Origin of the sequence: Micromonospora qiuiae (assembly GCF_016863555.1) — a bacterium.
GTDB lineage: Bacteria > Actinomycetota > Actinomycetes > Mycobacteriales > Micromonosporaceae > Micromonospora > Micromonospora qiuiae.
Window position 1 is genome coordinate 59,313 of the sequence record NZ_BOPC01000025.1, and the last position, 22,499, is coordinate 81,811.

The 22,499-nt window shown below is 72.9% G+C and carries 17 protein-coding genes and 1 riboswitch; of the genes, 12 read left to right on the forward strand and 5 right to left on the reverse strand.

The features are described 5' to 3' along the window. Positions 1 to 104: 104 nt before the first annotated feature. From Vqi01_RS10195 to dapB, 4 genes are all read left to right on the forward strand, one after another. Positions 105 to 1,472 (forward strand): M16 family metallopeptidase, encoded by a 1,368-nt coding sequence (locus tag Vqi01_RS10195; protein ID WP_372444341.1) that lies wholly within the window; start codon positions 105 to 107, stop codon positions 1,470 to 1,472. Between the two features lie 85 nt (positions 1,473 to 1,557). Next, positions 1,558 to 2,019, forward strand: coding sequence for an effector-associated constant component EACC1 (locus tag Vqi01_RS10200; RefSeq protein WP_204034482.1), 462 nt, complete (start codon positions 1,558 to 1,560; stop codon positions 2,017 to 2,019). Further along, positions 2,012 to 6,535: a caspase, EACC1-associated type gene (locus Vqi01_RS10205; protein WP_204034483.1), complete on the forward strand. Its 4,524-nt coding sequence runs from the start codon at positions 2,012 to 2,014 to the stop codon at positions 6,533 to 6,535. The genes Vqi01_RS10200 and Vqi01_RS10205 overlap by 8 nt, the downstream gene beginning before the upstream one ends. Before the next feature lie 87 nt (positions 6,536 to 6,622). Then, the gene (gene dapB, locus Vqi01_RS10210) at positions 6,623 to 7,396 is read left to right on the forward strand and encodes a 4-hydroxy-tetrahydrodipicolinate reductase (RefSeq protein ID WP_204034484.1); all 774 of its coding nucleotides are present in this window, start codon (positions 6,623 to 6,625) and stop codon (positions 7,394 to 7,396) included. 22 nt (positions 7,397 to 7,418) lie between these two features. Here dapB and Vqi01_RS10215 read toward each other — a convergent pair whose 3' ends face one another. Next, positions 7,419 to 8,027, reverse strand: coding sequence for a GNAT family N-acetyltransferase (locus Vqi01_RS10215; RefSeq protein WP_204034485.1), 609 nt, complete (start codon positions 8,025 to 8,027; stop codon positions 7,419 to 7,421). A 35-nt stretch (positions 8,028 to 8,062) separates the two neighbouring features. Here Vqi01_RS10215 and Vqi01_RS10220 point away from each other — a divergent pair, with 35 nt between their 5' ends. From Vqi01_RS10220 to Vqi01_RS10250, 7 genes are all read left to right on the forward strand, one after another. Then, positions 8,063 to 9,295, forward strand: coding sequence for a glycosyltransferase family 87 protein (locus Vqi01_RS10220; protein WP_204034486.1), 1,233 nt, complete (start codon positions 8,063 to 8,065; stop codon positions 9,293 to 9,295). A gap of 40 nt (positions 9,296 to 9,335) precedes the next feature. After that, positions 9,336 to 10,565: a winged helix-turn-helix domain-containing protein gene (locus tag Vqi01_RS10225; protein WP_204034487.1), complete on the forward strand. Its 1,230-nt coding sequence runs from the start codon at positions 9,336 to 9,338 to the stop codon at positions 10,563 to 10,565. Between the two features lie 74 nt (positions 10,566 to 10,639). Continuing rightward, a complete protein-coding gene (locus Vqi01_RS10230) occupies positions 10,640 to 11,209 on the forward strand; it encodes a DUF2752 domain-containing protein (protein ID WP_204034515.1) in 570 nt (189 codons plus the stop codon). Between the two features lie 183 nt (positions 11,210 to 11,392). Then, on the forward strand, positions 11,393 to 12,136 hold the full coding sequence (gene thyX / locus Vqi01_RS10235; protein WP_204034516.1) for an FAD-dependent thymidylate synthase: 744 nt from the start codon (positions 11,393 to 11,395) through the stop codon (positions 12,134 to 12,136). Between the two features lie 107 nt (positions 12,137 to 12,243). Then, positions 12,244 to 13,170 carry a 4-hydroxy-tetrahydrodipicolinate synthase gene (dapA, locus tag Vqi01_RS10240; RefSeq protein WP_204034488.1) on the forward strand — a complete coding sequence of 309 codons (927 nt, stop codon included), beginning with the start codon at positions 12,244 to 12,246 and terminating at the stop codon, positions 13,168 to 13,170. Between the two features lie 52 nt (positions 13,171 to 13,222). After that, positions 13,223 to 14,914, forward strand: a complete 1,692-nt coding sequence (locus Vqi01_RS10245; RefSeq protein ID WP_204034489.1) for a ribonuclease J — start codon at positions 13,223 to 13,225, stop codon at positions 14,912 to 14,914. A gap of 71 nt (positions 14,915 to 14,985) precedes the next feature. Next, positions 14,986 to 16,152, forward strand: a complete 1,167-nt coding sequence (locus tag Vqi01_RS10250) for a S1 family peptidase (protein WP_204034490.1) — start codon at positions 14,986 to 14,988, stop codon at positions 16,150 to 16,152. A gap of 49 nt (positions 16,153 to 16,201) precedes the next feature. Here Vqi01_RS10250 and Vqi01_RS10255 read toward each other — a convergent pair whose 3' ends face one another. The 3 genes from Vqi01_RS10255 to Vqi01_RS10265 form a co-directional block, all read right to left on the reverse strand. Next, positions 16,202 to 17,032 (reverse strand): isocitrate lyase/PEP mutase family protein, encoded by an 831-nt coding sequence (locus tag Vqi01_RS10255; protein WP_204034491.1) that lies wholly within the window; start codon positions 17,030 to 17,032, stop codon positions 16,202 to 16,204. Positions 17,033 to 17,106: 74 nt separating this feature from the next. Next, positions 17,107 to 18,747 (reverse strand): type III secretion system chaperone family protein, encoded by a 1,641-nt coding sequence (locus Vqi01_RS10260; RefSeq protein WP_204034492.1) that lies wholly within the window; start codon positions 18,745 to 18,747, stop codon positions 17,107 to 17,109. Continuing rightward, entirely contained in the window at positions 18,744 to 19,220 is a 477-nt protein-coding gene (locus Vqi01_RS10265) for a type III secretion system chaperone family protein (protein ID WP_204034493.1), read from the reverse strand. The genes Vqi01_RS10260 and Vqi01_RS10265 overlap by 4 nt, the downstream gene beginning before the upstream one ends. A 111-nt stretch (positions 19,221 to 19,331) precedes the next feature. On the opposite strand from Vqi01_RS10265, the gene Vqi01_RS10270 reads away from it, so the two are divergent. Then, positions 19,332 to 21,779: an FtsK/SpoIIIE family DNA translocase gene (locus Vqi01_RS10270; RefSeq protein WP_204034494.1), complete on the forward strand. Its 2,448-nt coding sequence runs from the start codon at positions 19,332 to 19,334 to the stop codon at positions 21,777 to 21,779. A 248-nt stretch (positions 21,780 to 22,027) separates the two neighbouring features. On the opposite strand, the gene Vqi01_RS10275 is transcribed toward Vqi01_RS10270, so the two are convergent. Then, positions 22,028 to 22,342 carry a DMT family transporter gene (locus tag Vqi01_RS10275; protein ID WP_204034495.1) on the reverse strand — a complete coding sequence of 105 codons (315 nt, stop codon included), beginning with the start codon at positions 22,340 to 22,342 and terminating at the stop codon, positions 22,028 to 22,030. Positions 22,343 to 22,397: 55 nt separating this feature from the next. Further along, positions 22,398 to 22,465, reverse strand: a riboswitch (guanidine-III (ykkC-III) riboswitch). Positions 22,466 to 22,499: the final 34 nt, after the last annotated feature.

Here is a 22,499-nt window from a genome sequence, read left to right on the forward strand (position 1 = left end):
ACCACGTCGCCCGGCCGGTTCGTAACCAGTCACCCCTCGTCAACTGGAAGCAGGTTCCCGTGACTCGGACCCGGCCCTCGTCCTTTCCGCCGGATCGACGGGGGGTGACGCCGCCCGGTGCGCGCCAGCACGCCACCGCGACCGCCCGGTCCGTCGGTGGCACGAGCCGGGCGGTGACCAGGACGCTGAGCGACGATCCGCTGGGCGGTACGGTGCGCCGCACCGTGCTGCCCAGCGGGCTGCGCGTGCTGACCGAGGCGATCCCGGCGATGCGCAGCGTCTCGTTCGGCATCTGGGTGGCGGTCGGCTCGCGGGACGAGACCGGGACGCAGGCCGGTGCCGCGCACTTCCTGGAGCATTTGCTCTTCAAGGGCACTCACAAGCGGGGTGCGCTGGAGATCTCCTCGGCGATCGAGGCGGTCGGCGGGGAGACCAACGCCTTCACCACGAAGGAGTACACCTGCTACTACGCCCGCGTGCTGGACGAGGACCTGCCGCTGGCCATCGACGTGATGTGCGACCTGGTGGCCGACTCGGTGCTGGAACCGACCGACGTGGAGACCGAGCGCGGTGTGATCCTCGAGGAGATCGCCATGCACGACGACGAGCCCGGCGACGAGGTGCACGACCTCTTCGCCCGGGCCGTCTACGGTGACCACCCGCTGGGCCGGCTGATCTCCGGCACCGCGGAGACGATCACCCCGATGACCCGCCGGCAGATCCAGAACTTCTACCGCCGCGGCTACGTCGCCCCGCAGATCGTCATCGCCGCCGCCGGCAACCTCGACCACGCGATCGTGGTCCGGCTGGTTCGTCAGGCGCTGCACGGCAGCCCGCTGGACACCGATCCCGCCGCTCCGGCGCCGCACCGGCCGGCCACCCCGGTGGTACGCACCCGGGCCGCCACCACCGCCGTGGAGCCGAAGGAGACCGAGCAGGCGCACATCGTGCTCGGCTGCCCCGGCATCGACCGGCTCGACGAGCGCCGCTTCGCCCTGGGCGTGCTGAACAACGTCCTCGGCGGCGGCATGTCGAGCCGGCTGTTCCAGGAGATCCGCGAGCGCCGCGGCCTGGCGTACTCGGTCTACTCCTACGCCAGCCAGTACGCCGACAGCGGCCTGTTCGGCGTCTACGCCGGCTGCGCCCCGACCCGGATCGGCGAGGTGCTGGAGCTGACCCGCACCGAACTGGCGCGGGTCGCCGAACACGGCATCACCGAGGCCGAACTCGCCCGGGGCAAGGGGATGAGCAAGGGCTCGTTCGTGCTCGGGCTGGAGGACACCGGCTCGCGGATGAGCCGGCTGGCCAAGGGCGAGCTGCTCTACGGCGCCCTGATGCCGGTCGACGAGTTGCTCGCCCGGGTCGACGCGATCACCCTGGACGAGGTCAACACGCTCGCCGCCGAGCTGCTGGCCCGGCCGATGTCGCTGGCCGTGGTCGGCCCGTTCGGCGAGTCCGACTTTTCCGCCTGACCTCGGTCGGCACGATCACGGGATCGACTTCGTTCACTCACCTTAGGTAAACTCCGGCGGTCGGAGGATGAGCTGCGGGGGCCTGGTGGACGCACGCATCACGGTGTCGGGCGGCAACGAGCTGACCGAGTTGGAATCGTTGCAGGAGTGGCTCACCGACAGCGCAGAGCTACGCGGTCGCGTGATGGCGTGCGAGTTGCCCCCGCCACCGGGGGCGCTCGGGCCGGTGCTCGACGCGATCCTGCTGGCCCTCGCCCCCGGCAGTGTGGCGACCGCCGCGGCGACCGCCGTTGTCAGCTGGCTGCGGCACCGGGCCGGCGGGGTGCGGGTCGAGATCGAGCTGCCGGACGGCAGACGGCTCACGCTGGCCGCCGACCGGGTCCGCGAGCTGACCGACGCCCAGCTGCGCGGGCAACTGGCCGACCTGCTCACCGCGCTCGCGCCGGCCGCCGATGCTGGCGCGGCAAGTGTCGCCGAGCCGGGCCAGGCCAGCTCCAGCCGGGCGACGGCCGGTGGTCGCGGCCGCAGGAGCAAGACGGATGGCTGACCTTACCGGCCGAGGCGTCCGGGTCCTGGTGATCGGCACCGAGACCCACCACGGCGGCACGCTGCCCTCGGTGCCGGCGGTCGGACGTACCTTGACCGCTCTGGCCGATCGGCTGACCTCCCGCTGCCGAGTGCCGGCCGGGCAGTTGCGCCTGGTGCACGACCCGCCCGATGCCCTCACCATCGCCCGGGCGGTCAGCGATGCGGCACAGCAGGCTTCGACCGTGCTGCTGATCTATTTCGTCGGCCACGGCCTGCGCGGACCGGGTGGCGAGCTCTACCTGGCGGCCAGCGGCACCGATCGGCTCACCCCGGGGCTCGCCGCTCACCAGGCGTATCCGGTCGCGGAGCTGCGCGAGGCGCTGACCACCTGCCGCGCCCCGTCCGTGGCGGTGGTCCTGGACTGCTGCTTCTCGGGCCGGGCCCGGCTCGATTCGCCGGCCGCCGATCCGATCGCCAGTCTCCCTCCGGTGCACGGGGTGTACCTCCTGAGCTCCGCGGAGCAGCTCGCGGTGGTCGACCCGGATCGCGAGCACACCACTTTCACCGGCGAGCTGATCAGACTCCTCGATGCCGGCGACCCGTCCGGCGGGCCGCTGCTGACCTTCGACGACGCGTACCATCACCTCTTCGACGCGATGCGAGCGCAGGGCGCACCCCTGCCCCGCCGCCAGGAGGCCGGGCACGCAGGCCGGCTCGTCCTCGCCGACAACCCAGCCCACCGACCGGTGATCGATGCGACCGGCGAACCCGTCGCGCAGTCCGCCGGACCGAGCCCGTACCGCAGTCTGGAGCCGTTCCGGGAGCAGGACGCCGACGTGTTCTTCGGTCGGGAGCCGGCCGTCACCGCGCTGGCCGCCGAGGCGGCGCGGCGGCTGGTCGACCCGGCGCCGCTGCTGGTGCTCGGGCCGTCGGGCAGCGGCAAGACCTCACTGCTGCACGCTGGCCTGCTGGCCCGCGCACGGCGGGACGGGCTGACCACCGGCGACGACGACCCTCCGGTGTGGCCGGTGATCCTGCCGGTGTTGACCCCGGGCGCGGCACCACTCGCGGCGCTGGCCCGGGCTTTCGGCGGTGACCGACCGGAGGCGGCGGACCGGTTGGCCGAGCTGCCGGAGGCCGCGGCCGAACTGCTCGACGCCTACCTCGACCCGCCGGGTAGCCCGGCGCTGATCCTCGTCGACCAGTTGGAGGAGCTGTTCACGCTGGGTGCCGGCGAGGCGGCCCGAGCAGCCTTCGTCGGCTGCCTCGCGGCGCTGGCCGCGCCCCGCGCGGACGGCCATCCCCGGGCCGTCGTGGTGGCAGCCCTTCGGGCCGACTTCTACGGCCGGGCCAGCGAGGATCCGGCCTTCGCCGGGCTGCTGGCGGGCCCCCGCGTGGTGGTCGGGCCGATGAGCGCCACCGAGCTGCGCCGCACGATCGACGGCCCGGCGGAGCGGGCCGGGCTGGAGATCGGGGACGGTCTGGCCGAGCTGGTGCTGCACGAGCTGGGCGCCGGTCGGCCCCGCGGGCCGGAGCCGGGTGCGCTGCCGCTGCTGTCCCACGTGCTCTGGGAAACCTGGCGCCGGCGTACGGGCAACCGGCTGAGCGTCGCCGGCTACCGAGACAGCGGCGGCCTCAACGGGGCGATCGCCAAGACCGCCGACGACACCTACGACCAACTCGACGTGCCGGGGCAGGCCGCCGCCCGGCTACTGCTGCTGCGGCTCACCCGGGTCGGTGACGACGGCACGGACACCGCCCGCCCGGTGCCGCGTAGCGAACTCCTCGCCGGGCTGGGGGCTGCCGCCCCGGCGGTGCTGGAGCGGCTTGCCGCCCGGCGGCTGGTCGGCATCGATCCGGACGGGGTGGTCCGGATCAGTCACGAGACCCTGCTGCACGCCTGGCCCCGGCTGTCGGGCTGGGTCAACGAGGACCGGGCCCGGCTGGTGGCCCGCCAGCAGCTTGCCGACGCCGCCCAGGTCTGGCAGGCCGGCGGGCGGGACCGGGGCGACCTGTTGTCCGGCGCACGGCTGGCGGCCACCCGGTATGCACTTCCCGAGGATGAGGACGGCAGGCTCAGCCCGGTGGAGCGGGCGTTCCTGGCCCGGAGCATCCGCCTGCGGCGGCTGCGCCGCGCCATGGTCGCCGTGGTCGCGGTGCTCCTGGTGCTTCTCGGCTCCGGTGCCGTGTTGGTGGTGCAGCAACGAGCGAGGGCGGATCGGCTGGACGCGCAGATCGCCTCCCGCCGGTTGGCCGCGCAGGCCGGTGCGATGCGGTCCAGCCGGCCGGAGGCGGCGTTGGCGCTCAGCCTGGCCGCGTACCGCACCGCCCCGACGTCGGAGGCCCGGCACACGCTGTACGCCTCGTACGCCGAGCCACGCCCGGTTCCGCTCGCCGGCCACCAGAAGCAGGTCTTCAGCCTGGCGTACACCCCGGACGGCCGTACCCTGGTCAGCTCCGCGCACGACCGCAGTATCCGGCTGTGGGACGTCTCGGATCCACGGCGTCCGGCCCCGCGCGGCGTCATCCCCCGCAGCGGCAGCACCGCGATCGCGCTCAGCCCCGACGGCCGGCTGCTGGTCGCCGGCTCGCCCGAGACGTTCGGCGTGTGGGACATCACCGATCCGGCCCATCCGGTGGAGCGGGCCAGCGTGCCCACGCCGCGGTCGGTCACCTACACGGTGGCCGTGGCCCCGGACGGCCGGACCGTGGCCACCGGTGGTGATCAGGGCACGCTGCGGCTCTGGGACATCGGCGACCCGGCACGCCCCAGCCTGGCCGGCACCCGCTCGGTAGGCGTGGCCGAGCTCGGCGGGGTGGCGTTCAGCCGGGACGGGCATACCCTGGCCGCCGCCCACCTGATCCCCGAGGGCAGGGAGCAGGGCGGCAAGGTGACGCTCTGGGACGTCCGGGATCCTCGCCGGCTCGACCGGCTGGTCGAGCTGCCGGTGCCCAGCGCGACCACGGTCGGTTTCAGCCCGGTGGACGCGGTGCTGGCCAGCGGCGGCGCGGACGGCATCGCCCGGGCGTGGGACGTGACCGACCCACGGCGTCCACGGTCGCTGCGGGATCCGATCCTGAGCGACCCGGCCCACGCCGGCGCGATCTTCTCGCTCGCCTTCCGGCCGGACGGCATGTTCGCCACCGCCAGCCTCACCGGCGAGGTGAACATCTGGAAGGTCGATCGAAGCAACGCCGACAGTTCGATCGACCAATGGGTCACCCTGGCCGGGGCGGAGCCGAGCCGGGCGGTGGCCTTCCGGCCGGACGGGCGCGGCCTTGCCAACGGCACCGACAGCGGCACCATCCGGGTCTGGTCGCCCACCGCTCCAGTGGTGACCGGCGACCTCAATGCGGTGGGCTCCGAGGCGCCGGGCAGCGCGTTCGGGTTCGAGGGCCGGTACGTGGTCACCAACGTTTCCCGCGATGCGCCGGCCGGTGCCCGGCTTTGGGACGTCGGGGCCCGGCCACCCGTACTGGCCGCGGAACTGCCGGCGGGCTGGCACGCTGCGGTCTTCCTGCCCGACGACCGGACGGTGATCAGCCAGAGTGCAGACTTGAACGGGGTTCGGCTCTGGGACGTGACCGATCCACACCGGCCGGTGCCCGCGGCCGACCTGACCCGGCCCGGCTCGGCCGACGGTGACTTCCGGGTGGCGGCCAGCCCGGACGGCCGCCATCTCGCGCTCGGCAACAGCCTGCAGCGGACAGTCCGGCTGGTGGATGTCCGTGACCCTCGTGAGCCGGTCGAGGCGGGCCGGTTCGACAACCCCGAGCCCGCCCGGCACCTGGGATTTCTCGACGACGGCGTGCTGGCGGTCTGGGGTGCCAGGGACATCCAACTGTGGGACGTGCGGGACCGGCAGCACCCCGCTCGCGCCGGCGTGCTCGCCGGCGCGGCCAGCGAGGGTCGCGTGCTCTACGAGCGCCGCCGCAAGGTCGCTTTCATCGACGAGCCGGACCCGGAGAGCACCAAGTACCGCATCCGGTTGTGGAATCTCGCCGACCCGCATCTGCCCCAGCGGGCCGGCGCGATCGACCTGGACAAGCCCAGCGCCGGCCTGATGGTCACCGACCCGCAGACGCTGGCCGTCGACACGGACACCGGCACCGTGCAGTCCTGGGACATCAGCGACCTCGACCACCCGGTCATCGGAGCGGCCCTCGCCAGCGACGCCGCCCTGCGTGACCTCGACATCAGCCCGGACAAGAAGACCCTGGTCGGCACCTCCACCTCCGTCTTCTCCGGTGCCTTCGAACTCTGGCGGCGGGATGATCCCACCGGCCTGTTCACCCCGTTCGCCACCGTGCCGGGCGAGTTCGCCGAGTTCGCTCCGGACAGTCGGGCGGTGCTGGGCAGACTGGGCAGGCTCGGGCCGTCGAGCGTGTTCGCCCCGGACGGCGGGGTGGCCATCTGGGATCTCGACCCGGACCGGATCTATCGCGATCTGTGCGCCGTGCCGCCAGCCCAGTTGTCCGACGCCGAGTGGCGGCGCTACTTCCCCGACCTGTCCCTGCGCCAGCCCTGTCCATGACCGCCCTGCGGTGGCGGACCACCGGCCGGCGGACGGTGTGCCGACAGCAGCGGGTACGGATGTCCCGGTTGGGATAGGTTGTGGCGCGTGACTGACGAGCAGGAGAAGGGCGGGGCCGAGCCGATCCGGGTCGGTGTGCTGGGTGCCCGTGGCCGGATGGGCGTCGAGGTGTGCAGGGCCGTCGACGCGGCCCCCGACATGAAACTGGTGGCGACGGTCGACCAGGGCGACGCGCTGTCCGGCGTCTCGGACGCCGGTGCGCAGGTGGTCGTCGACTTCACCACCCCGGATGTGGTCATGGACAACCTGCGCTGGTGCGTCGACCAGGGCATCCACGCGGTGGTCGGCACCACCGGCTTCACCGAGCAGCGGCTGGAGCAGGTGCGCGGCTGGCTCGCCGGCAAGCCCGGGCTCGGCATGGTGATCGCCCCGAACTTCGGCATCGGCGCGGTGCTGATGATGCAGTTCGCCGCCCGCGCCGCCCGGCACTTCGAGTCGGTCGAGATCATCGAGCAGCACCATCCGCGTAAGCTCGACGCGCCCAGCGGCACCGCCACCCACACCGCCCGCCTGATCGCCGCCGCCCGCGCCGAGGACGGCCTCGGCCCGGTGCCGGATGCCACCTCCGACGAGGTCGCCGGTGCCCGGGGCGCCGACATCGACGGGGTACGCGTGCACGCGGTCCGGGCCACCGGGCTGGTCGCCCACCAGGAGGTGCTCTTCGGCACCACCGGCGAGACACTGACCATCCGGCACGACTCGTACGACCGGGTCTCGTTCATGCCCGGCGTGCTGCTCGCGGTCCGCGCGGTGGGTGACCGCCCCGGCCTCACCCTCGGCCTGGACCCGCTGCTCGACTGAGCGGGTCGCCGACCGGGGCCGGTCAGCCGGCCTCGGTCGGCTGAGGTTGCTGCGCCGACCCGCTCGGCTCGGTGGGGACCGCGACGTGCAGGCGTAGTTGGGGCACCAGCATGTCGTCGACGTCCAGTGCGCGTCCCGCGCCGTCGGGCTCCCAACCGGCGGCGGTGAGGAACTTGCGGGACGCCTGGTCGCCCTCGAACACCCAGGCCACCGCGCGGTCGAAACCGGACTCCCGCCACAGGTCGACGCTGGCGGCGAGCAGCCGGCTGCCGTGCCCACGCCGGCCCCACCGCGGCTCGACCAACAGGTCGGTCACCGCCACCACGCCCGCGCCGAGCGCGTCAGCCGGCTCGTTCGGGGCCAGCGCCTCCGCATCGGCCGGACCGGAGGCGGCGAAACCCACCAGATACGATTGCGCGGCCTGTTCGACGGCGACCAGCACCTGGTGCGTGTCGCTGGGCGGCTGGCGCACTGCGGCGTCCCAGCGCTGGGCGAGCCACCCCTCGTCGAGGTTGTCCAGCACGTGCCGGGGCAGCAGCCGCCGGTAGGCGGCCCGCCAGGTGGCGAGCTGGATGCGGGCGATCTCGGCGACGTCCTCCGGACGCGCCGGGCGGACAAACCCTGCAGCCATGGAACGACAGCCTACGCAGGGCGAGGGAGGCGACGTTGGCGCAGGGTGCCAGGCAGACCGTCGGGCAGATCGTCACGGTGGTCGTGCTCGCCGTCGCGGTGGCCGCGTTCCTGTCCGTGGCGGCGGTCCGGCACGGCTTCTTCGACCTCCAGGTCTATCGGGGCGCGCTGGTCTGGTGGGTGCACGACGGTGGGGAGATCTACGACTACCTGCGGCCCGGCACACAGTACGGCTTCACCTATCCGCCGTTCGCCGCGCTGATGATGCTGCCGATGGCGTACCTGTCCTGGCATCCGGCGATCGTGGTGAGCGTGGCCGCCGGAGCGGCCACCAGCGCGGTGGTGATCTGGTGGCTGCTGGACCCGGTGTCGCGGCGGGCGGGCTGGACCCGCTGGTTCGCCTTCGCGGTGGCGCTCTGCCTCGCCGCCGCGTTCGAGCCGATGCGCGAGACCATCAACTTCGGCCAGGTCAACACCCTGCTGCTGTTCCTGGTCGCGGTGGACCTGCTGCGGCTGCTGCCGGGCGGCAGCCGATGGGCCGGAATCGGCATCGGCCTGGCCACCGCGATCAAGCTGACCCCGGGCATCTTCATCGTGTACCTGCTGGTCACCGGGCGTGTTCGGGCGGCGGTCACCGCCGTCGGCACCGCGGCGGGGGCGACCGTGCTCGCCGCCGGGCTCGTCCCGGACGCCTCCCGGGAGTTCTGGACCACCGCCCTGTGGAACACCAACCGGGTCGGTGAGCTCGCCTTCATCTCCAACCAGTCGCTGCGCGGCGTGGTGGCCCGGCTCGACCCGACCAGCCCCAGCACGGTGGCCTGGCTGGGGCTGGTCGCCGCGACGGTGGCGCTGTGGGTGTGGCGGTCCCGCGTCGCCGCGTCCGCCGGGGACTCCGCCGCCGGCCTGGCACTGACCGGCACGGTGATGTGCCTGGTCAGCCCGGTCACCTGGGTGCATCACCTGGTCTGGCTGCTGCCGGGGTTGATCCTGCTGATCGACAACGGCATGGCCGCGCCGCCGCGAAGCCGCCGGCGCCGGGCCCTGCTGGTCGCCGCCACCATCGCGTACGCCTTCCTGATCAGCCGGATCGTCTGGGCGTGGGAGGATGACTTCAGCGGGCTCGACGGTTTCCTGTTCAGCAACACGTACGTCTGGATCAGCCTGGCACTGCTGGCCTTCCTGCCGGTACGACGTTCGATCCCGCCCGGGAAGCCGTCGGCTTCACCCGCCGAGCCGGCCGGTGTGGCGCGATCCGACCAGATCGGGTGACCGCCCGACGATGTCGTACGACTGGCGTAGCCTGCCGGCGATGGTGGCACCGGAATCGCTCTCGCTCGCCCAGGCCCGGCGGATCGCGTTGGCCGCACAGGGTTTCGCCGACCCCGCGCCCACCGGGGCGCCCACCCGCCGGCACCTGCGCCGGGTGCTCGACCGGGTCGGCCTGATCCAGATGGATTCGGTCAACGTGCTGCAACGCGCGCACTACCTGCCGCTCTACAGCCGGCTCGGTCCCTACCCGACCGCGCTGCTCGACTCGGCCGCCTACCGGCACCCGCCCGAGCTGTTCGAATACTGGGGGCACGAGGCGTCGCTGGTGCCGGTGGGCCTGCATCCGGCGCTGCGCTGGCGGATGGCCCGGGCGCACACCGACGCCTGGGGCGGGATGCGCCGCATCATCCGCGAGCAACCCAAGCTGGTCGCCTGGGTCCGCGACGAGGTGACCGCCCGAGGTCCGCTGACGGTGGCCGAGATCGAGCACGACGCGCCCCGGCAGACCGGCAACTGGGGGTGGAACTGGTCGGCGGTGAAGCAGGCGCTGGAATATCTCTTCTGGGCCGGCGAGGTCTGCGCGGCGGAGCGCACCAGCTCGTTCGCCCGCCGCTACGACCTGCCCGAGCGGGTGCTTCCGGCGGCGGTGCTCGACGCGCCCACGCCGAGCGATGCCGAGGCGTACCGCACCCTGGTCGGCATCGCCGCGCGGTCGCTGGGGGTGGCGGCGGAGCCGGAGCTGCGCGACTACTTCCGGCTGCCGGTGGCCGGTGCCCGAGCGGCCATCGCCGAGCTGGTCGAGGCGGGGGAGTTGCAGCCGGTGACGGTGGAGGGCTGGCGGCAGCCGGCCTGGCGGCACGCGCAGGCCCGGCTGCCGCGTTGGGTCCGGGGCAACACCCTGGTCAGCCCGTTCGACCCGTTGGTCTGGGAACGCGGCCGCGCCGAGCGGCTGTTCGGCTTCAACTACCGCATCGAGATCTACGTCCCGGCCCCCAAACGGGTGCACGGCTACTACGTGCTGCCGTTCCGGCAGGGTGAGCGGTTCACCGCCCGGGTCGACCTGAAGGCCGACCGCAGGGCCGGGGTGCTGCTGGTGCCGGCCGCCTGGGTGGAGCCGGGCGTCGACCCGGGGGAGACCGCCGTGGCGCTCGCCGCCGAGCTGTACCGGCTGGCCGGTTGGCTCGGTCTGGACGCGGTGGCGCCGCCGCTCGCCGGTGACCTCGCCGCCCCGCTGGCCGCCGCGCTGACAGGTGTAGCCGGTGTACGGTGAGCCTCGTGAGCACCGTTGACCGATCGCCCACCCAGCCGCCACCGTCCTCGGGTGAGCCGGCCGGCGCGGCAGTCGTGCCCGAGGGGCGGCTGGCGGGGCACGTCGACGGCCATCCCGGCGACCAACCGGCCGCCTATCCGGCGGATCATCCAACCGGCTACCCGGCGGGTTATCCGGCCGGCTATCCGGTGGCCGAGCCGGATCGGTTGACCCGGTTCGTGACGCGGTTGCACGCTCGCACGCCGCGCTGGGTGGTGCCGCTGGCCGCGCTCGGCTGCGTCGCCGCCGGCATCGGATACACGCTGTTGAGCGACCCCACCCGGTCGGCGCCGGATGCTCTGCCGTCCTGCCTGCTCAAGCTCACCACCGGGCTGGACTGCCCGGGCTGCGGCGGCACCCGCGCCCTCTGGTACGTCCTGCACGCCGACCTGCCGGCCGCCGCCCGGCACCACTTCCTTTTCGTCTTCGCGCTGCCCTTCCTGGCGTACTTCTTCGTCGCCTGGGCCGGCAAGCAGGCGTTCGGCTGGCGGCTTCCCGAGCTGCGGGTCAGCCCCAAGATGATCGGCGGCTTCATGGCCGCCTGGCTGGCCTTCTCCGTGGTCCGCAACCTCCCCTGGCCCCCCTTCACCGCCCTCTACGTCTGACCCCCTCGCCCTCTCCCTCCCCGCGCCGCCCCCATTGCCGGCGCCGATCTTGCACTTTGTGTCTCGACAAAAGGGGTCAAGGGTGCGTTTCGCCGACCAAAAGTGCAAGATCGGCGAGTTGGGGTGCGAGGGGCGGGGTGCGGGTCGGGCGAAGGGTGCCGTTAGAGTCGCGGCATGCCGGAGATGGTGCAGCCTCAGGTCAGGTTGATCGCGTGGACCCAGTTCGACCCGCCGCAGGACGTGCCCTGGTCCACCGACGCCGACGGGGGCCAGGCGCTCGCCGAGTTCGCCGGCCGGGCCTGCTACCAGAGCTGGCGCAAGCCGAACCCGGCCACCGCCACCAACGCCGGCTACCTGGCGCACATCCTGGAGGTCGGCCACCTCTCCGTGCTGGAACACGGCTCGGTGAGCTTCTACTTCACCGGGGTGTCCCGCTCGTTCACCCACGAGCTGATCCGGCACCGGCACTTCTCGTACTCGCAGCTGTCGCAGCGCTACGTGCCGGAGCGGGACGCCGCGATGGTGGAGCCGCGGGTCATCGCCGAGGATCCGGAGCTGCACAAACGGTTCGTCGAGGCGGCCGAGGCGAGCGTGCGGGCGTACAACGAACTGCTGGAGGGCCTCGAGCGGCGGTTCGCCGACGAACCCAACCCGACCCTGCGGCGCAAGCAGGCACGCCAGGCGGCCCGCGCGGTACTGCCGAACGCGACCGAGACCCGCATCGTGGTGACCGGTAACTACCGGGCCTGGCGGCACTTCATCGCGATGCGCGCCACCGAGCAGGCCGACGTGGAGATCCGGGAACTGGCGGTGGAGTGCCTGCGGCAGTTGCAGCGGGTCGCGCCGAACGTCTTCGCCGACTTCGTGATCTCGACCCTGCCGGACGGCACCGAGGTAGCGGCGAGCCCGTACGCTCCGGGGTCCTGAGCCACGAGCCGCACGTCCCGTCCCGAGCGGGCGATAGCCCGTCATGCCCTTCGGCTCCTGAGCCCTTCCCCGGTGGGCCCCCGCCGGCAGTCCGCTAGGTTGTCTTCATGACGCACGACCACCTTGGCACCCCGGTCCGGGCCGTGTCTCGACCCTTCGGTCGGGTGCTCACGGCCATGGTGACCCCCTTCAGTCCCGATGGCGCACTGGACCTCGACGGCGCCGCGCGGCTGGCGGACCATCTCGTCACCGAGCAGGGCAGCGACGCGCTGGTGGTCAACGGCACCACCGGTGAGTCGCCGACCACCACCGACGCGGAGAAGGAGCGCCTGCTCCAAGCCGTGGTGGAGGCAGTCGGCGACCGGGCCCGGGTGGTGGCCGGTGTCGGCACCAACGACACCCGGCACACCATCGAGCTGGCCGCCATGGCGGAGAAGGCCGGCGCGCACGGGCTGCTGGTGGTCACCCCGTACTACAACAAGCCGCCCCAGGCGGGGCTGCTGCGGCACTTCACCGCCGTGGCCGACGCGACCGGGCTGCCGATGATGCTCTACGACATTCCGCACCGCTCCGGTGTCCCGATCGAGACCGAGACGCTGGTCCGACTCGCCGAGCACGGTCGCATCGTGGCGGTGAAGGATGCCAAGGGTGACCTGACCGCCACCAGTTGGGTGACCAGCCGCTGCGATCTGGCGTACTACAGCGGCGAGGACGCCCTCACGCTGCCCGCGCTGGCCGTCGGCTCGGTCGGGGTGGTCGGCACGTCGACCCACTTCATCGGGGTGGACACCAAGCGGATGATCGAGGCGTACGACGCCGGTGACATCGGCACCGCGCTGGCCCTGCATCGCCGGCTGCTGCCGCTGTTCACGGGGATCTTCCGTACCCAGGGCGCGATTCTGGTCAAGGCCGGCCTGACCGTGCAGGGCCTGCCGGCGGGTCCGGTCCGGTCCCCGCTGGTGGATGCCACCGAAGACCAGGTGGCCCAGCTGCGCGCCGACTGCGCGGCGGCGGGCCTGCCGCTTCCCGAATGATCGAACGACACGACGGACGCCGGGTGACGGCGTCCCAGAATGAGGTGAAAGCGTGACCGCGGCGCACAACGAGGAGGCCCCACTTCCCCCGCCGTTGCCGGAAGGCGGGCTGCGGATCATCCCGCTCGGCGGGCTCGGCGCCATCGGTCGGAACATGACCGTCTTCGAGTACGACGGGAAGCTGCTCGTCGTCGACTGCGGCGTGCTCTTTCCGGACGTGGAGCAGCCCGGTGTCGACCTGATCCTGCCTGACTTCGGTCCGATCCTCGACCGGCTCGACGACATCCAGGCGATCGTGCTGACCCACGGCCACGAGGACCACATCGGCGCCGTGCCCTACCTGCTCGCCCACAAGGCCGACATTCCGCTGGTCGGCTCGCAGTTCACTCTCGCGCTGGTCGAGGCGAAGCTGGCCGAGCGGCGGATCCAGCCGTACACGTTGACCGTGCGGGAGGGGGGCCGGGAACGACTCGGCCCGTTCGAGTGCGAGTTCTTCGCCGTCAACCACTCGATCCCGGACGCGCTCGCGGTGGCCATCCGTACCCCGGCCGGGCTGGTGCTGCACACCGGCGACTTCAAGATGGACCAGCTGCCGCTGGACGGCCGGATCACCGACCTGGCCGGCTTCGCCCGGCTCGGCGCCGAGGGTGTGGACCTGCTGCTGTCGGACTCCACCAACGCGGAGATCCCCGGCTTCGTCACCCCGGAGCGGGAAATCGGCCCGGTCCTCGACTCGATCTTCGCCAAGGCCCGCGGGCGGATCATCGTGGCCTCCTTCGCCTCCCACGTGCACCGGGTGCAGCAGGTCTTCGACTCGGCCATCGAGCACGGCCGCAAGGTCGCCCTGATCGGTCGGTCCATGGTGCGCAACATGGGCATCGCCCGTGACCTGGGGCTGCTGAACATCCCGCCCGGCCTGGTCGTCGGTCTGGACGAGGCGACCTCGATGCCGCCCGAGCAGATCGTGCTGATGTCCACCGGCTCGCAGGGCGAGCCGATGAGCGCCCTGGGCCGGATGGCCAGCGGCGACCACCGGCACATCACCATCGCCCCCGGCGACACCGTGGTGCTGGCCTCCTCGCTGGTGCCCGGCAACGAAACCTCCGTCTACCGGGTGATCAACCGGCTGGCCCGGGCCGGCGCCGTGGTGGTGCACAAGGACGTGGCCAAGGTGCACGTCTCCGGCCACGCCCCCGCCGGGGAACTGCTCTACCTGCTCAACGTCGTGCGGCCCAGCAATCTGATGCCGGTGCACGGGGAGTGGCGGCACCTGCGCGCCCACGCCCGGCTCGGTATCGAGTCCGGCGTGGCGCCCGACCGGGTGGTGCTCTGCGAGGACGGCGACGTGGTTGACCTGGTGGAGGGACGGGCCAGCCTGGTCGGCCACGTCAGGAGCCGGTACGTCTACGTCGACGGGCTCGCCGTCGGCGACGTCAGCGAGTCGTTGCTCACCGAACGGCGGATCCTCGGCGACGGCGGGTTCATCGCCGCGACCGTGGTGGTCGACTCGGTCACCGGCAAGGTGGTCGCCGGCCCGACGGTCTCCGCCAAGGGGTTCTCCGAGGACCAGGCGGCGTTCAACGCGGTGATACCGCTCGTCACCGAGGCGCTGAACCGGGCGGCGACGGACGGGATCACCGATCCGCACCAGCTCCAGCAGATCGTCCGGCGGACCGTGGGTCGGTGGGTCAACGACGCCTACCGCCGCCGTCCGATGATCGTCCCCACCGTCGTCGAGGTCTGAACCGAACGGACTTTCCGCCCGTACTCCGATCCGGCAGGCGTACCCCGCGCCGGCCGGGAGGAGCATGGCGGATGGACCGCAGACGATTGACAGCCATCGGTGTCGTGGTGGCGGCGGTGGGCGCGGCGGCGGCCGTGACCCTGCCGTCGTTCGCCGGCGAGGGTGGCGCGCCGAGCAACGCCCCGACCAGCCAGGCGGTGGAGGGAGCCGACCCGGAGGTGGTCGAGGCGCTCCGCCGTGACCTGCGGCTGAACCAGTCGCAGGTGGCCGCTCGGCTCAAGACCGAACGCTGGGCGACCGGCGTGGTCGACCAGCTCCGGACGGAACTCGGTGCGGACTACGGCGGCAGCTGGCTCAGCGCCGACGGCAGCCAGCTCAACGTGGCGGTCGCCGACCCGGCGCAGGCGCGGCGAGTGCGGGCCGCCGGGGCGGTGCCGAAGGTGGTCGAGCGCGGGGTCGGGCACCTCGACGCGCTCAAAACCCGGATGGACCATAGCGCCGCCGCCGCGCAGCAGGTGTCCGGCTGGTACGTCGACGTCGCCTCGAACAGCCTCGTGGTGCTCGCCGAGCCGGGCGCGGAGACGGCCGGCTGGCGATTCGTGGCGCGCGCCGGGGTGCCCCGGCAGGCGGTTCGGATGGCCACCGAGGAGCAGCCCCGGCTCTTCGCCGACGTCCGCGGCGGTGAAGCCTTCTTCGTCGGCAGTGGGCGCTGCTCCGTCGGCTTCGCGGTGGTCGGTGGCTACGTCACCGCCGGGCACTGCGGCCGGGTCGGCGACCGCACCTCCGGGCCGGACGGGGAGTTGCAGGGCATCTTCCGGGCCTCCTCCTTCCCCGGCGACGACTGGGCCGTCGTCCAGGTCAACAGCAACACCCGGGTGCTGCCCGAGGTGACCGACTTCCGGGGCGGCATCGCCCGGGTCGCCGGTTCCCAGGAGGTGCCCGCCGGCTCGTCGATCTGCCGCTCCGGCTCCACCACCGGGGTGCGCTGCGGCACCGTCCAGGCGCGCAACGCCACCGTGCGCTACCCGGAGGGACTGGTCAGCGGGCTGGTCCGGACCAACGTCTGCGCCGAGCCCGGCGACTCGGGCGGCTCGTGGATCTCGGGCAACCAGGCCCAGGGCGTCACCTCCGGCGGCTCGGGCGACTGCGTGCGCGGCGGGACCACGTTCTACCAGCCGGTCAACGAGATCCTCCAGCGCAACAACCTGACCCTGATCACCACTCGGAACGCGTCGTAGCCGAGCGGGCGCCGCCGGGCCCGTCACGGGCCCGCCGGTGCCCGGGTGATCAGGCCGACAGCGCGTTCAGGTCCCGGTAGGGCAGCGGGTCGCCGAGGTGGCCGTACGACCCCTGCGTCAGCGCCTCCGTCGCGGCGCGGTGGATCAGTCCGTACGCCGCCTGCGCAATGGACGAGCCGAGGCTCACCCGAGCCACGCCCAACTCGGCGAGGACGGGGATCGGCGGCGAGCCCGGACCGGCGAGGACGTTGAGCGGCGCGTCGATCCCGGCCACCAGCGCTCCGACGATCGCGGGATCGGCGACGCCCGGTACGAAGATCCCGTCCGCGCCCGCCGCTTGGTACGCCGCCGCCCGGCGCAGCGTCTCCGCCAGCCGGTCCGCCGGATCACCCACCTCCCGCAGGTAGGTGTCGATACGGGCGTTGACGAACAGCCGGACCCCGGCCGCGTCGGCCGCCTCCCGGGCCGCTTCGATCCGCGCGCACTGGTCGTCGACCGGCCGAAGTGGATCCGTTCCGGACGCCGGCGCGTCCTCGATGTTGATGCCGACCGCGCCGGCGGCGAGCACGCCGCCGACGGTCTGGGCGACGCCGGCCGGATCGGCCCCGAACCCGCTTTCGATGTCCGCGGTGACCGGAACGGTCACCGCGGCGGCGATCCGGCCGATCGCCGCGAGCGTCGCCTCCCGGCCCAGTTGGTCGCCATCCGGCCGGCCCAGGCTCCAGGCGATTCCGGCGCTGGTGGTGGCGACTGCCGCCGCGCCGCAGTTCGCGACGATCCGAGCGCTGGCGGCGTCCCAGGCGTTGGGCAGCACGAGGGGGGTTCCGGGCTGGTGCAGGTCGTGAAAGAGCAGGGCATGGCGCTGCTGGTGCGTCGTCATGCCGGCCAGTCCATCAACTCGGACCGGGCCTGTCTCGCGGGTTTCGGACTCGATTCGTGGGCCGGCGGGCCGGGTCAGGGCAGGGCGGCCACCGCATCGGCGTACGCCGAGCCGGTGCGTACGGCCGCCTCCAGCAGCACGTCCAGCTGAATCGGGGCCACCCCGTGCGACAGGTCGGTGCTGACGTTCCCGGCCAGCACCAGTTCGCCTCCCGCCTCGTGCACGTACGCCGCCGGCAGCAGCCGATCGTGGTTCCAGGAGTTGCAGAACGCGTACGCCTCGGCGCGCCGGTCTGCGGGGAGCCGGCGGCTGGCGACGGTGCGGACATGGAGGATCTCGCCCCGCTCGCCGGCCCGCCGCACCTGGATGAGCGCCTCACCCCAGCGGCCGACCACAGTGTCAGCGGCGTCCACCACGTACCGGTCGCCGCGCCGATCCAGGGCGGCGGTGATCAGCGCCAGGCTGAGCGGTACGGGCACGTCGTCCGGCGGGTCGTCGACCGTCCCGTCGTCGGTCGGCCCGACATCGTCCGGCTCCTCGGACGGCAGCGGCACGGGATCGGCGAGGGCCCGCTCCGCGAGCGCCCGCTCGGCCAGCCAGGACGCGATCCGCCCGGACTGGTGCCCGGTGCCGTTGCGCGCGTCGAAGCTGCCGGCCAGCCCGGTGGCCAGGTCGAGCAGCACAGCGCCGAGAGCTTCGACGTCGAGGTCGGCTGCGGGCCGGGCGGCGTACCCGGGGCGGTGCACCATCTGCCCGCCGAGCCCCGCCGCCGCCGCGACCGCGCACACCAGCGCGGCGGCGGCGGCGAACTCCATCGCAGACAGTTCGTCGTCGGCGTGGTCGAGCTTTGGCAGCTGTGTGGCGAGCAGGTCCAGCCCTCGGGCGGGATGCCCGGCGAGGGCGCAGAAGCGCAGGTGCGCTGCGAGGTAGGGGAAGGCACCCCGCTCGTGTCGGTGCCGCCGGTGCGCCCGGACGTGTGCCGCTGCGGCCCGCTCCGGCTCGCCGGCCCGCAGCAGGGGCAGCATCGCCGCGGCGAGGCCGCGCTCGGGCGCCTCGGTGCAGTCGCCCCGTCCGGCGCCGGCCAACTCGTCCAGGGCGGCCTGCCAGTCGCCCCAGCCGGCGAGCAGGTCGGCCCGCCGCACCGCGGCACAGTCGGCGCACCCGTCGGCCGGCTCAGATCCGGCGGCCACCCAGCGTTCGTACCAGGAGCGGGCGGCCGGTTCGTCGCCGAGGTGGTCGGCGATCCGGCAGCGCAGCTCGGCGACCGCCGTGGCGCCGCCGGCCTCGAGGTCGTCGAGCAGAGTCCGGGCCTGGTCCAGCCCGACGCGGGGACTGCCGAGCAGGGCCTCGACCGCGTACCGCTGGTAGCGCGACAGCTGATCACGGCCGCCGGGCGGCAGCAGGTCGGGCCGGCGTTCGACGGCCACGAGGCAGCGGCGGACTGGCTCGACCAACCGCCACCGCTTCCCGTGCAGCAGGTACGTCTCGATCAGCGCGAGCCGGGCCTCCAACGCCGACCGGTCATCGCCGGTGGCGTCGGCCCGCGCGGCGATCCGCTCCAGCTCGACGCTGCGCGCCTCGCCGTCGGGGGAGTCCCGGGCGTCGGCCAGCTCCTCGGCGAGCGCGCGGCCGTCCCGCTCGGGTCGCCGCCGGCCGCCCAGCCACCCCGGCCAGCCGAACTCGTCCAGCCCTCGGCCGCCGGGCTGCCCGGTCACGGCAGCACCCCGCCGGGCAGGCGGGCCACCTCGGTGGCCAGCTGGCAGCCGGTGGCGATGCCGCGGTCGAGAAGCTGGTCGAGCTGGTGCGGGGTCACCCCGTGTTCCAGGTCGGCGATGACCTCGCCGCAGATCCGGGCTCGCCCGTCGTCCTCGACGTGGACGAACGCCTTGGGCCAGAGCCGGTCGTGGTTCCACGAGTTGCAGAAGGCGTGCAGCGCGGGCACGTACTCGATGGTGAACGTCGGTGCCGCCACCGTGCGTACCTGAAGCAGCTCCCCGGCGGTGCCCGGACGCAGGAACCAGATCAGGCTGTCGGCCCACCGACCGACCAGGTCGCCGGCCGGGTCGGTCTCGACCGGGTATCCCCGGTTGGCGAGCACGCTGGCGATCAGCTCGCCGGTCAGCGGACGCAGCGCGCCCGGGTATCCGGCCAGGGGGCGGTCCACACCGTCCGCGGTCGGCGACGCCATGGGCACCCCTTCTGAGGCGGATATCACGACCGGCGACCGACTCGCGCGACGACGCGCGGACACGACCCGGAAAAGCAGCGATCTGCCGGGTGCCGCCGTTACGGTGATGCTATGGCGGGCCGTACCTCTCAGGCGAGCCGGCGGCGCGGCGCGTCGCCGCGCGGTGGCACGAACAGTCGTGCCCGTAAGCCGGCCAAGAAGACCAGCGCGCCGGCACGGCGCCGCACCACGGCACGCAGGCCCGGTCCCGCCGCGTTGGTCGGCCGCACGATCGGGGCACTGTGGATGGGCCTGGCGCACGGCGTGGGTTGGGCGGTACGCGCCGTCGGCCGGCAGGCCGCCTCGGCCCGCGACCTCGATCCGGAGCACCGCCGGGACGGTGCCGGACTGCTGATGATCGGCTTGGCCCTGCTCAGCGCCGGGGCGATCTGGTTCTCGGCGGCCGGGCCGGTCGGTGCCCGGCTGGCCGACACGGTCCGGCTCTTCCTCGGGGCGATCTCCATCGTGGTGCCGGTGCTGCTCGGCATCGGTGCCTGGCGGCTGATGCGCCAGCCCGGCGATCCCGAGCACCGCGGCCGTGGACCGATCGGGTGGGGCTCCATGCTGGTCGCCACCGCCGCGATGCTGCACATCGGCCAGCAGCCGGCCGACCCGGGCGAGCGGGACTTCGCCGGCGGCCTGATCGGCGCCGGCGTCGGTAGCCTGCTGGAGCGGGCGGTCACCGCCTGGGTCGCGGTGCCGCTGCTGATCCTGCTGCTGGTGTTCGGGCTGCTCGTGGTCACCGCGACACCGATCAACAAGATCCCCGAGCGGCTCGGCCTGCTCGCCGCGAGTGTGCTCGGCCCGAGCGGCCAGGAGACGGACGAGGCCCCGGCCGCGCCGCCCCGCCGCCGCCCGGCGAAACGGGCGCCACCGCCGGTCGACCCGGACGAGTTCGACGACCTGACCGGCGTGGATCTCCAGGAGACGATGGTCCTGCCGCGCAAGGCGCGGTCACGGGTGCCGGCGAGCCGCAAGCCGGCCGAGCCGCCGGAGCACTCACCCGCGCCGACCCGCGCCGAACAGCTCGCGCTGACCGGGTTGGCCGGCGACTACACCCTGCCCCCGTCGAACATGCTCGCCAGCGGTGCCGCGCCGAAGACCCGCAGCAAGGCCAACGACGAGGTGATCGCCGCGCTGACCGGCGTCTTCGAGCAGTTCGACGTGGACGCGGCGGTGACCGGCTTCACCCGGGGCCCGACGGTGACCCGCTACGAGGTCGAGCTGGGCCACGGCGTCAAGGTGGAGCGGATCACCCAGCTTTCCCGCAACATCGCGTACGCGGTGAAGTCGCCGGACGTCCGCATCCTCAGCCCGATCCCGGGCAAGAGCGCGGTCGGCGTGGAGATCCCGAACACCGACCCGGAGAACGTGGCCCTCGGCGACGTGCTCCGCTCGCGGGCCGCCGCCAGCGACCACCACCCGATGCTGGTCGCGCTCGGCAAGGACATCGAGGGCGGCTACGTGGTGGCCAACCTCGCGAAGATGCCCCATATTCTGATCGCGGGGGCCACCGGCGCCGGCAAATCGAGCTGCCTCAATACTCTGCTGATGTCCATTCTGACGCGGGCGACGCCGGACGAGGTGCGGCTGCTGCTGATCGACCCGAAGCGGGTCGAGCTGACCGGCTACGAGGGGATCCCGCACCTGGTCACCCCGATCGTGACCAACGCCAAGAAGGCGGCCGACTCGCTGGAGTGGGTCGTGCGTGAGATGGACATGCGCTACGACGACCTCGCCGCGAACGGGGTCCGGCACATCGACGACTTCAACCGCAAGGTCCGCACCGGCGAGATCAAGGCCCCACCGGGCAGCGAGCGGGAAATGCGGCCGTACCCGTACCTGCTGGTGATCGTCGACGAGTTGGCCGACCTGATGATGGTCGCCCCGCGTGACGTGGAGGACTCCATCGTCCGGATCACCCAGCTCGCCCGGGCGGCCGGGATCCACCTGGTGCTGGCCACCCAACGCCCCTCGGTCGACGTGGTGACCGGCCTGATCAAGGCCAACGTGCCGTCCCGGTTGGCTTTCGCCACCTCCTCGCTGGCCGACTCCCGGGTCATCCTGGATCAGCCCGGCGCGGAGAAGCTGCTCGGCCGCGGCGACGGGCTGTTCCTGCCGATGGGCGCCTCGAAGCCGATCCGCATCCAGGGCGCCTGGGTCACCGAGCGTGAGATCGCCGATGTCGTCAAGTTCTGCAAGGAACAGCGTGAGCCGGAGTTCCGCTCGGACGTGCTGACCGTCGCCCAGGAGAGCAAGAAGAAGATCGACGAGGACATCGGCGACGACCTCGACCTGCTGGTGCAGGCGGTCGAGCTGGTGGTCACCTCGCAGTTCGGCTCGACCTCCATGCTCCAGCGCAAGCTGCGGGTCGGCTTCGCCAAGGCGGGCCGGCTGATGGACCTGATGGAGACCCGCGGCGTCGTCGGCCCCTCCGAGGGTTCCAAGGCCCGCGACGTGCTGGTCAAGCCGGACGAGCTGGAGGAGGTCCTGGCCGGCCTGCGCGGGGACGAGCAGTGACGTTGCCGGAATGCCGCCGGCCGGATGTGCAGACACCGCAGGGCCCGTCGAAGTGAACCGGCTGGCCCTGCGGTGACGCGACTCGTCGCGTGGGTCAGGTGAGCGCGGCGGCGAACAGCAGGTTGAGCAGGATGGCGGCCGGATTGGCCATGATCTCCTCCGGAAGTCAACTCTTCGTTGATCGGCGGAGTACCCACACCAGGCCACGGTCCAAACAGCATCATCGGCCTCGGGGCCGGCCGGAACGCTCAGTGGAAGACCTTGAGCCCTACCACCCCGGCGATCACCAGCAGCAGGCTGAGCAGCCGGAGCAGGTTGGCCGACTCGCCGAGCGCCACCATGCCGATCAGGGCGGTGCCGACCGCGCCGATGCCGACCCAGACCACATACCCGGTGCCGACCGGGATCTCCCGCAACGCGTATCCCAGGCCGATCATGCTCAACACCAACGTGATCACGAACACCACCGAGGGGACCGGTCGGGTGAAGCCCGCACTGCGGTCCAGGGCGATCGCCCACGCGGTCTCCAACAGTCCGGAGAGCACCAGTACGATCCAGGCCATCGAGCCACCTCTTCGCCGTTGCCCGGGCCGTCGGGCCTCGGGCGGGTCGATTCCGCATGGGGCGTCTTGGCCTGACCGGGTACGCCCACGACTCGTCCGGGGCAGCCACACCGGGCCGCCGCGACCGACCGTAGCACCGGCGGGGCGGCGCGATGGG

Coding starts and splice junctions, on each gene's coding strand:
- Vqi01_RS10205 (WP_204034483.1), top strand. CDS start 2,012: ATGGCTGACCTTACCGGCCGAGGCGTCCGGGTCCTGGTGATCGGCACC.
- Vqi01_RS10215 (WP_204034485.1), bottom strand. CDS start 8,027: ATGGCTGCAGGGTTTGTCCGCCCGGCGCGTCCGGAGGACGTCGCCGAG.
- Vqi01_RS10225 (WP_204034487.1), top strand. CDS start 9,336: ATGGTGGCACCGGAATCGCTCTCGCTCGCCCAGGCCCGGCGGATCGCG.
- thyX (WP_204034516.1), top strand. CDS start 11,393: ATGGTGCAGCCTCAGGTCAGGTTGATCGCGTGGACCCAGTTCGACCCG.
- dapA (WP_204034488.1), top strand. CDS start 12,244: ATGACGCACGACCACCTTGGCACCCCGGTCCGGGCCGTGTCTCGACCC.
- Vqi01_RS10250 (WP_204034490.1), top strand. CDS start 14,986: ATGGACCGCAGACGATTGACAGCCATCGGTGTCGTGGTGGCGGCGGTG.
- Vqi01_RS10255 (WP_204034491.1), bottom strand. CDS start 17,032: ATGACGACGCACCAGCAGCGCCATGCCCTGCTCTTTCACGACCTGCAC.
- Vqi01_RS10265 (WP_204034493.1), bottom strand. CDS start 19,220: ATGGCGTCGCCGACCGCGGACGGTGTGGACCGCCCCCTGGCCGGATAC.
- Vqi01_RS10270 (WP_204034494.1), top strand. CDS start 19,332: ATGGCGGGCCGTACCTCTCAGGCGAGCCGGCGGCGCGGCGCGTCGCCG.
- Vqi01_RS10275 (WP_204034495.1), bottom strand. CDS start 22,342: ATGGCCTGGATCGTACTGGTGCTCTCCGGACTGTTGGAGACCGCGTGG.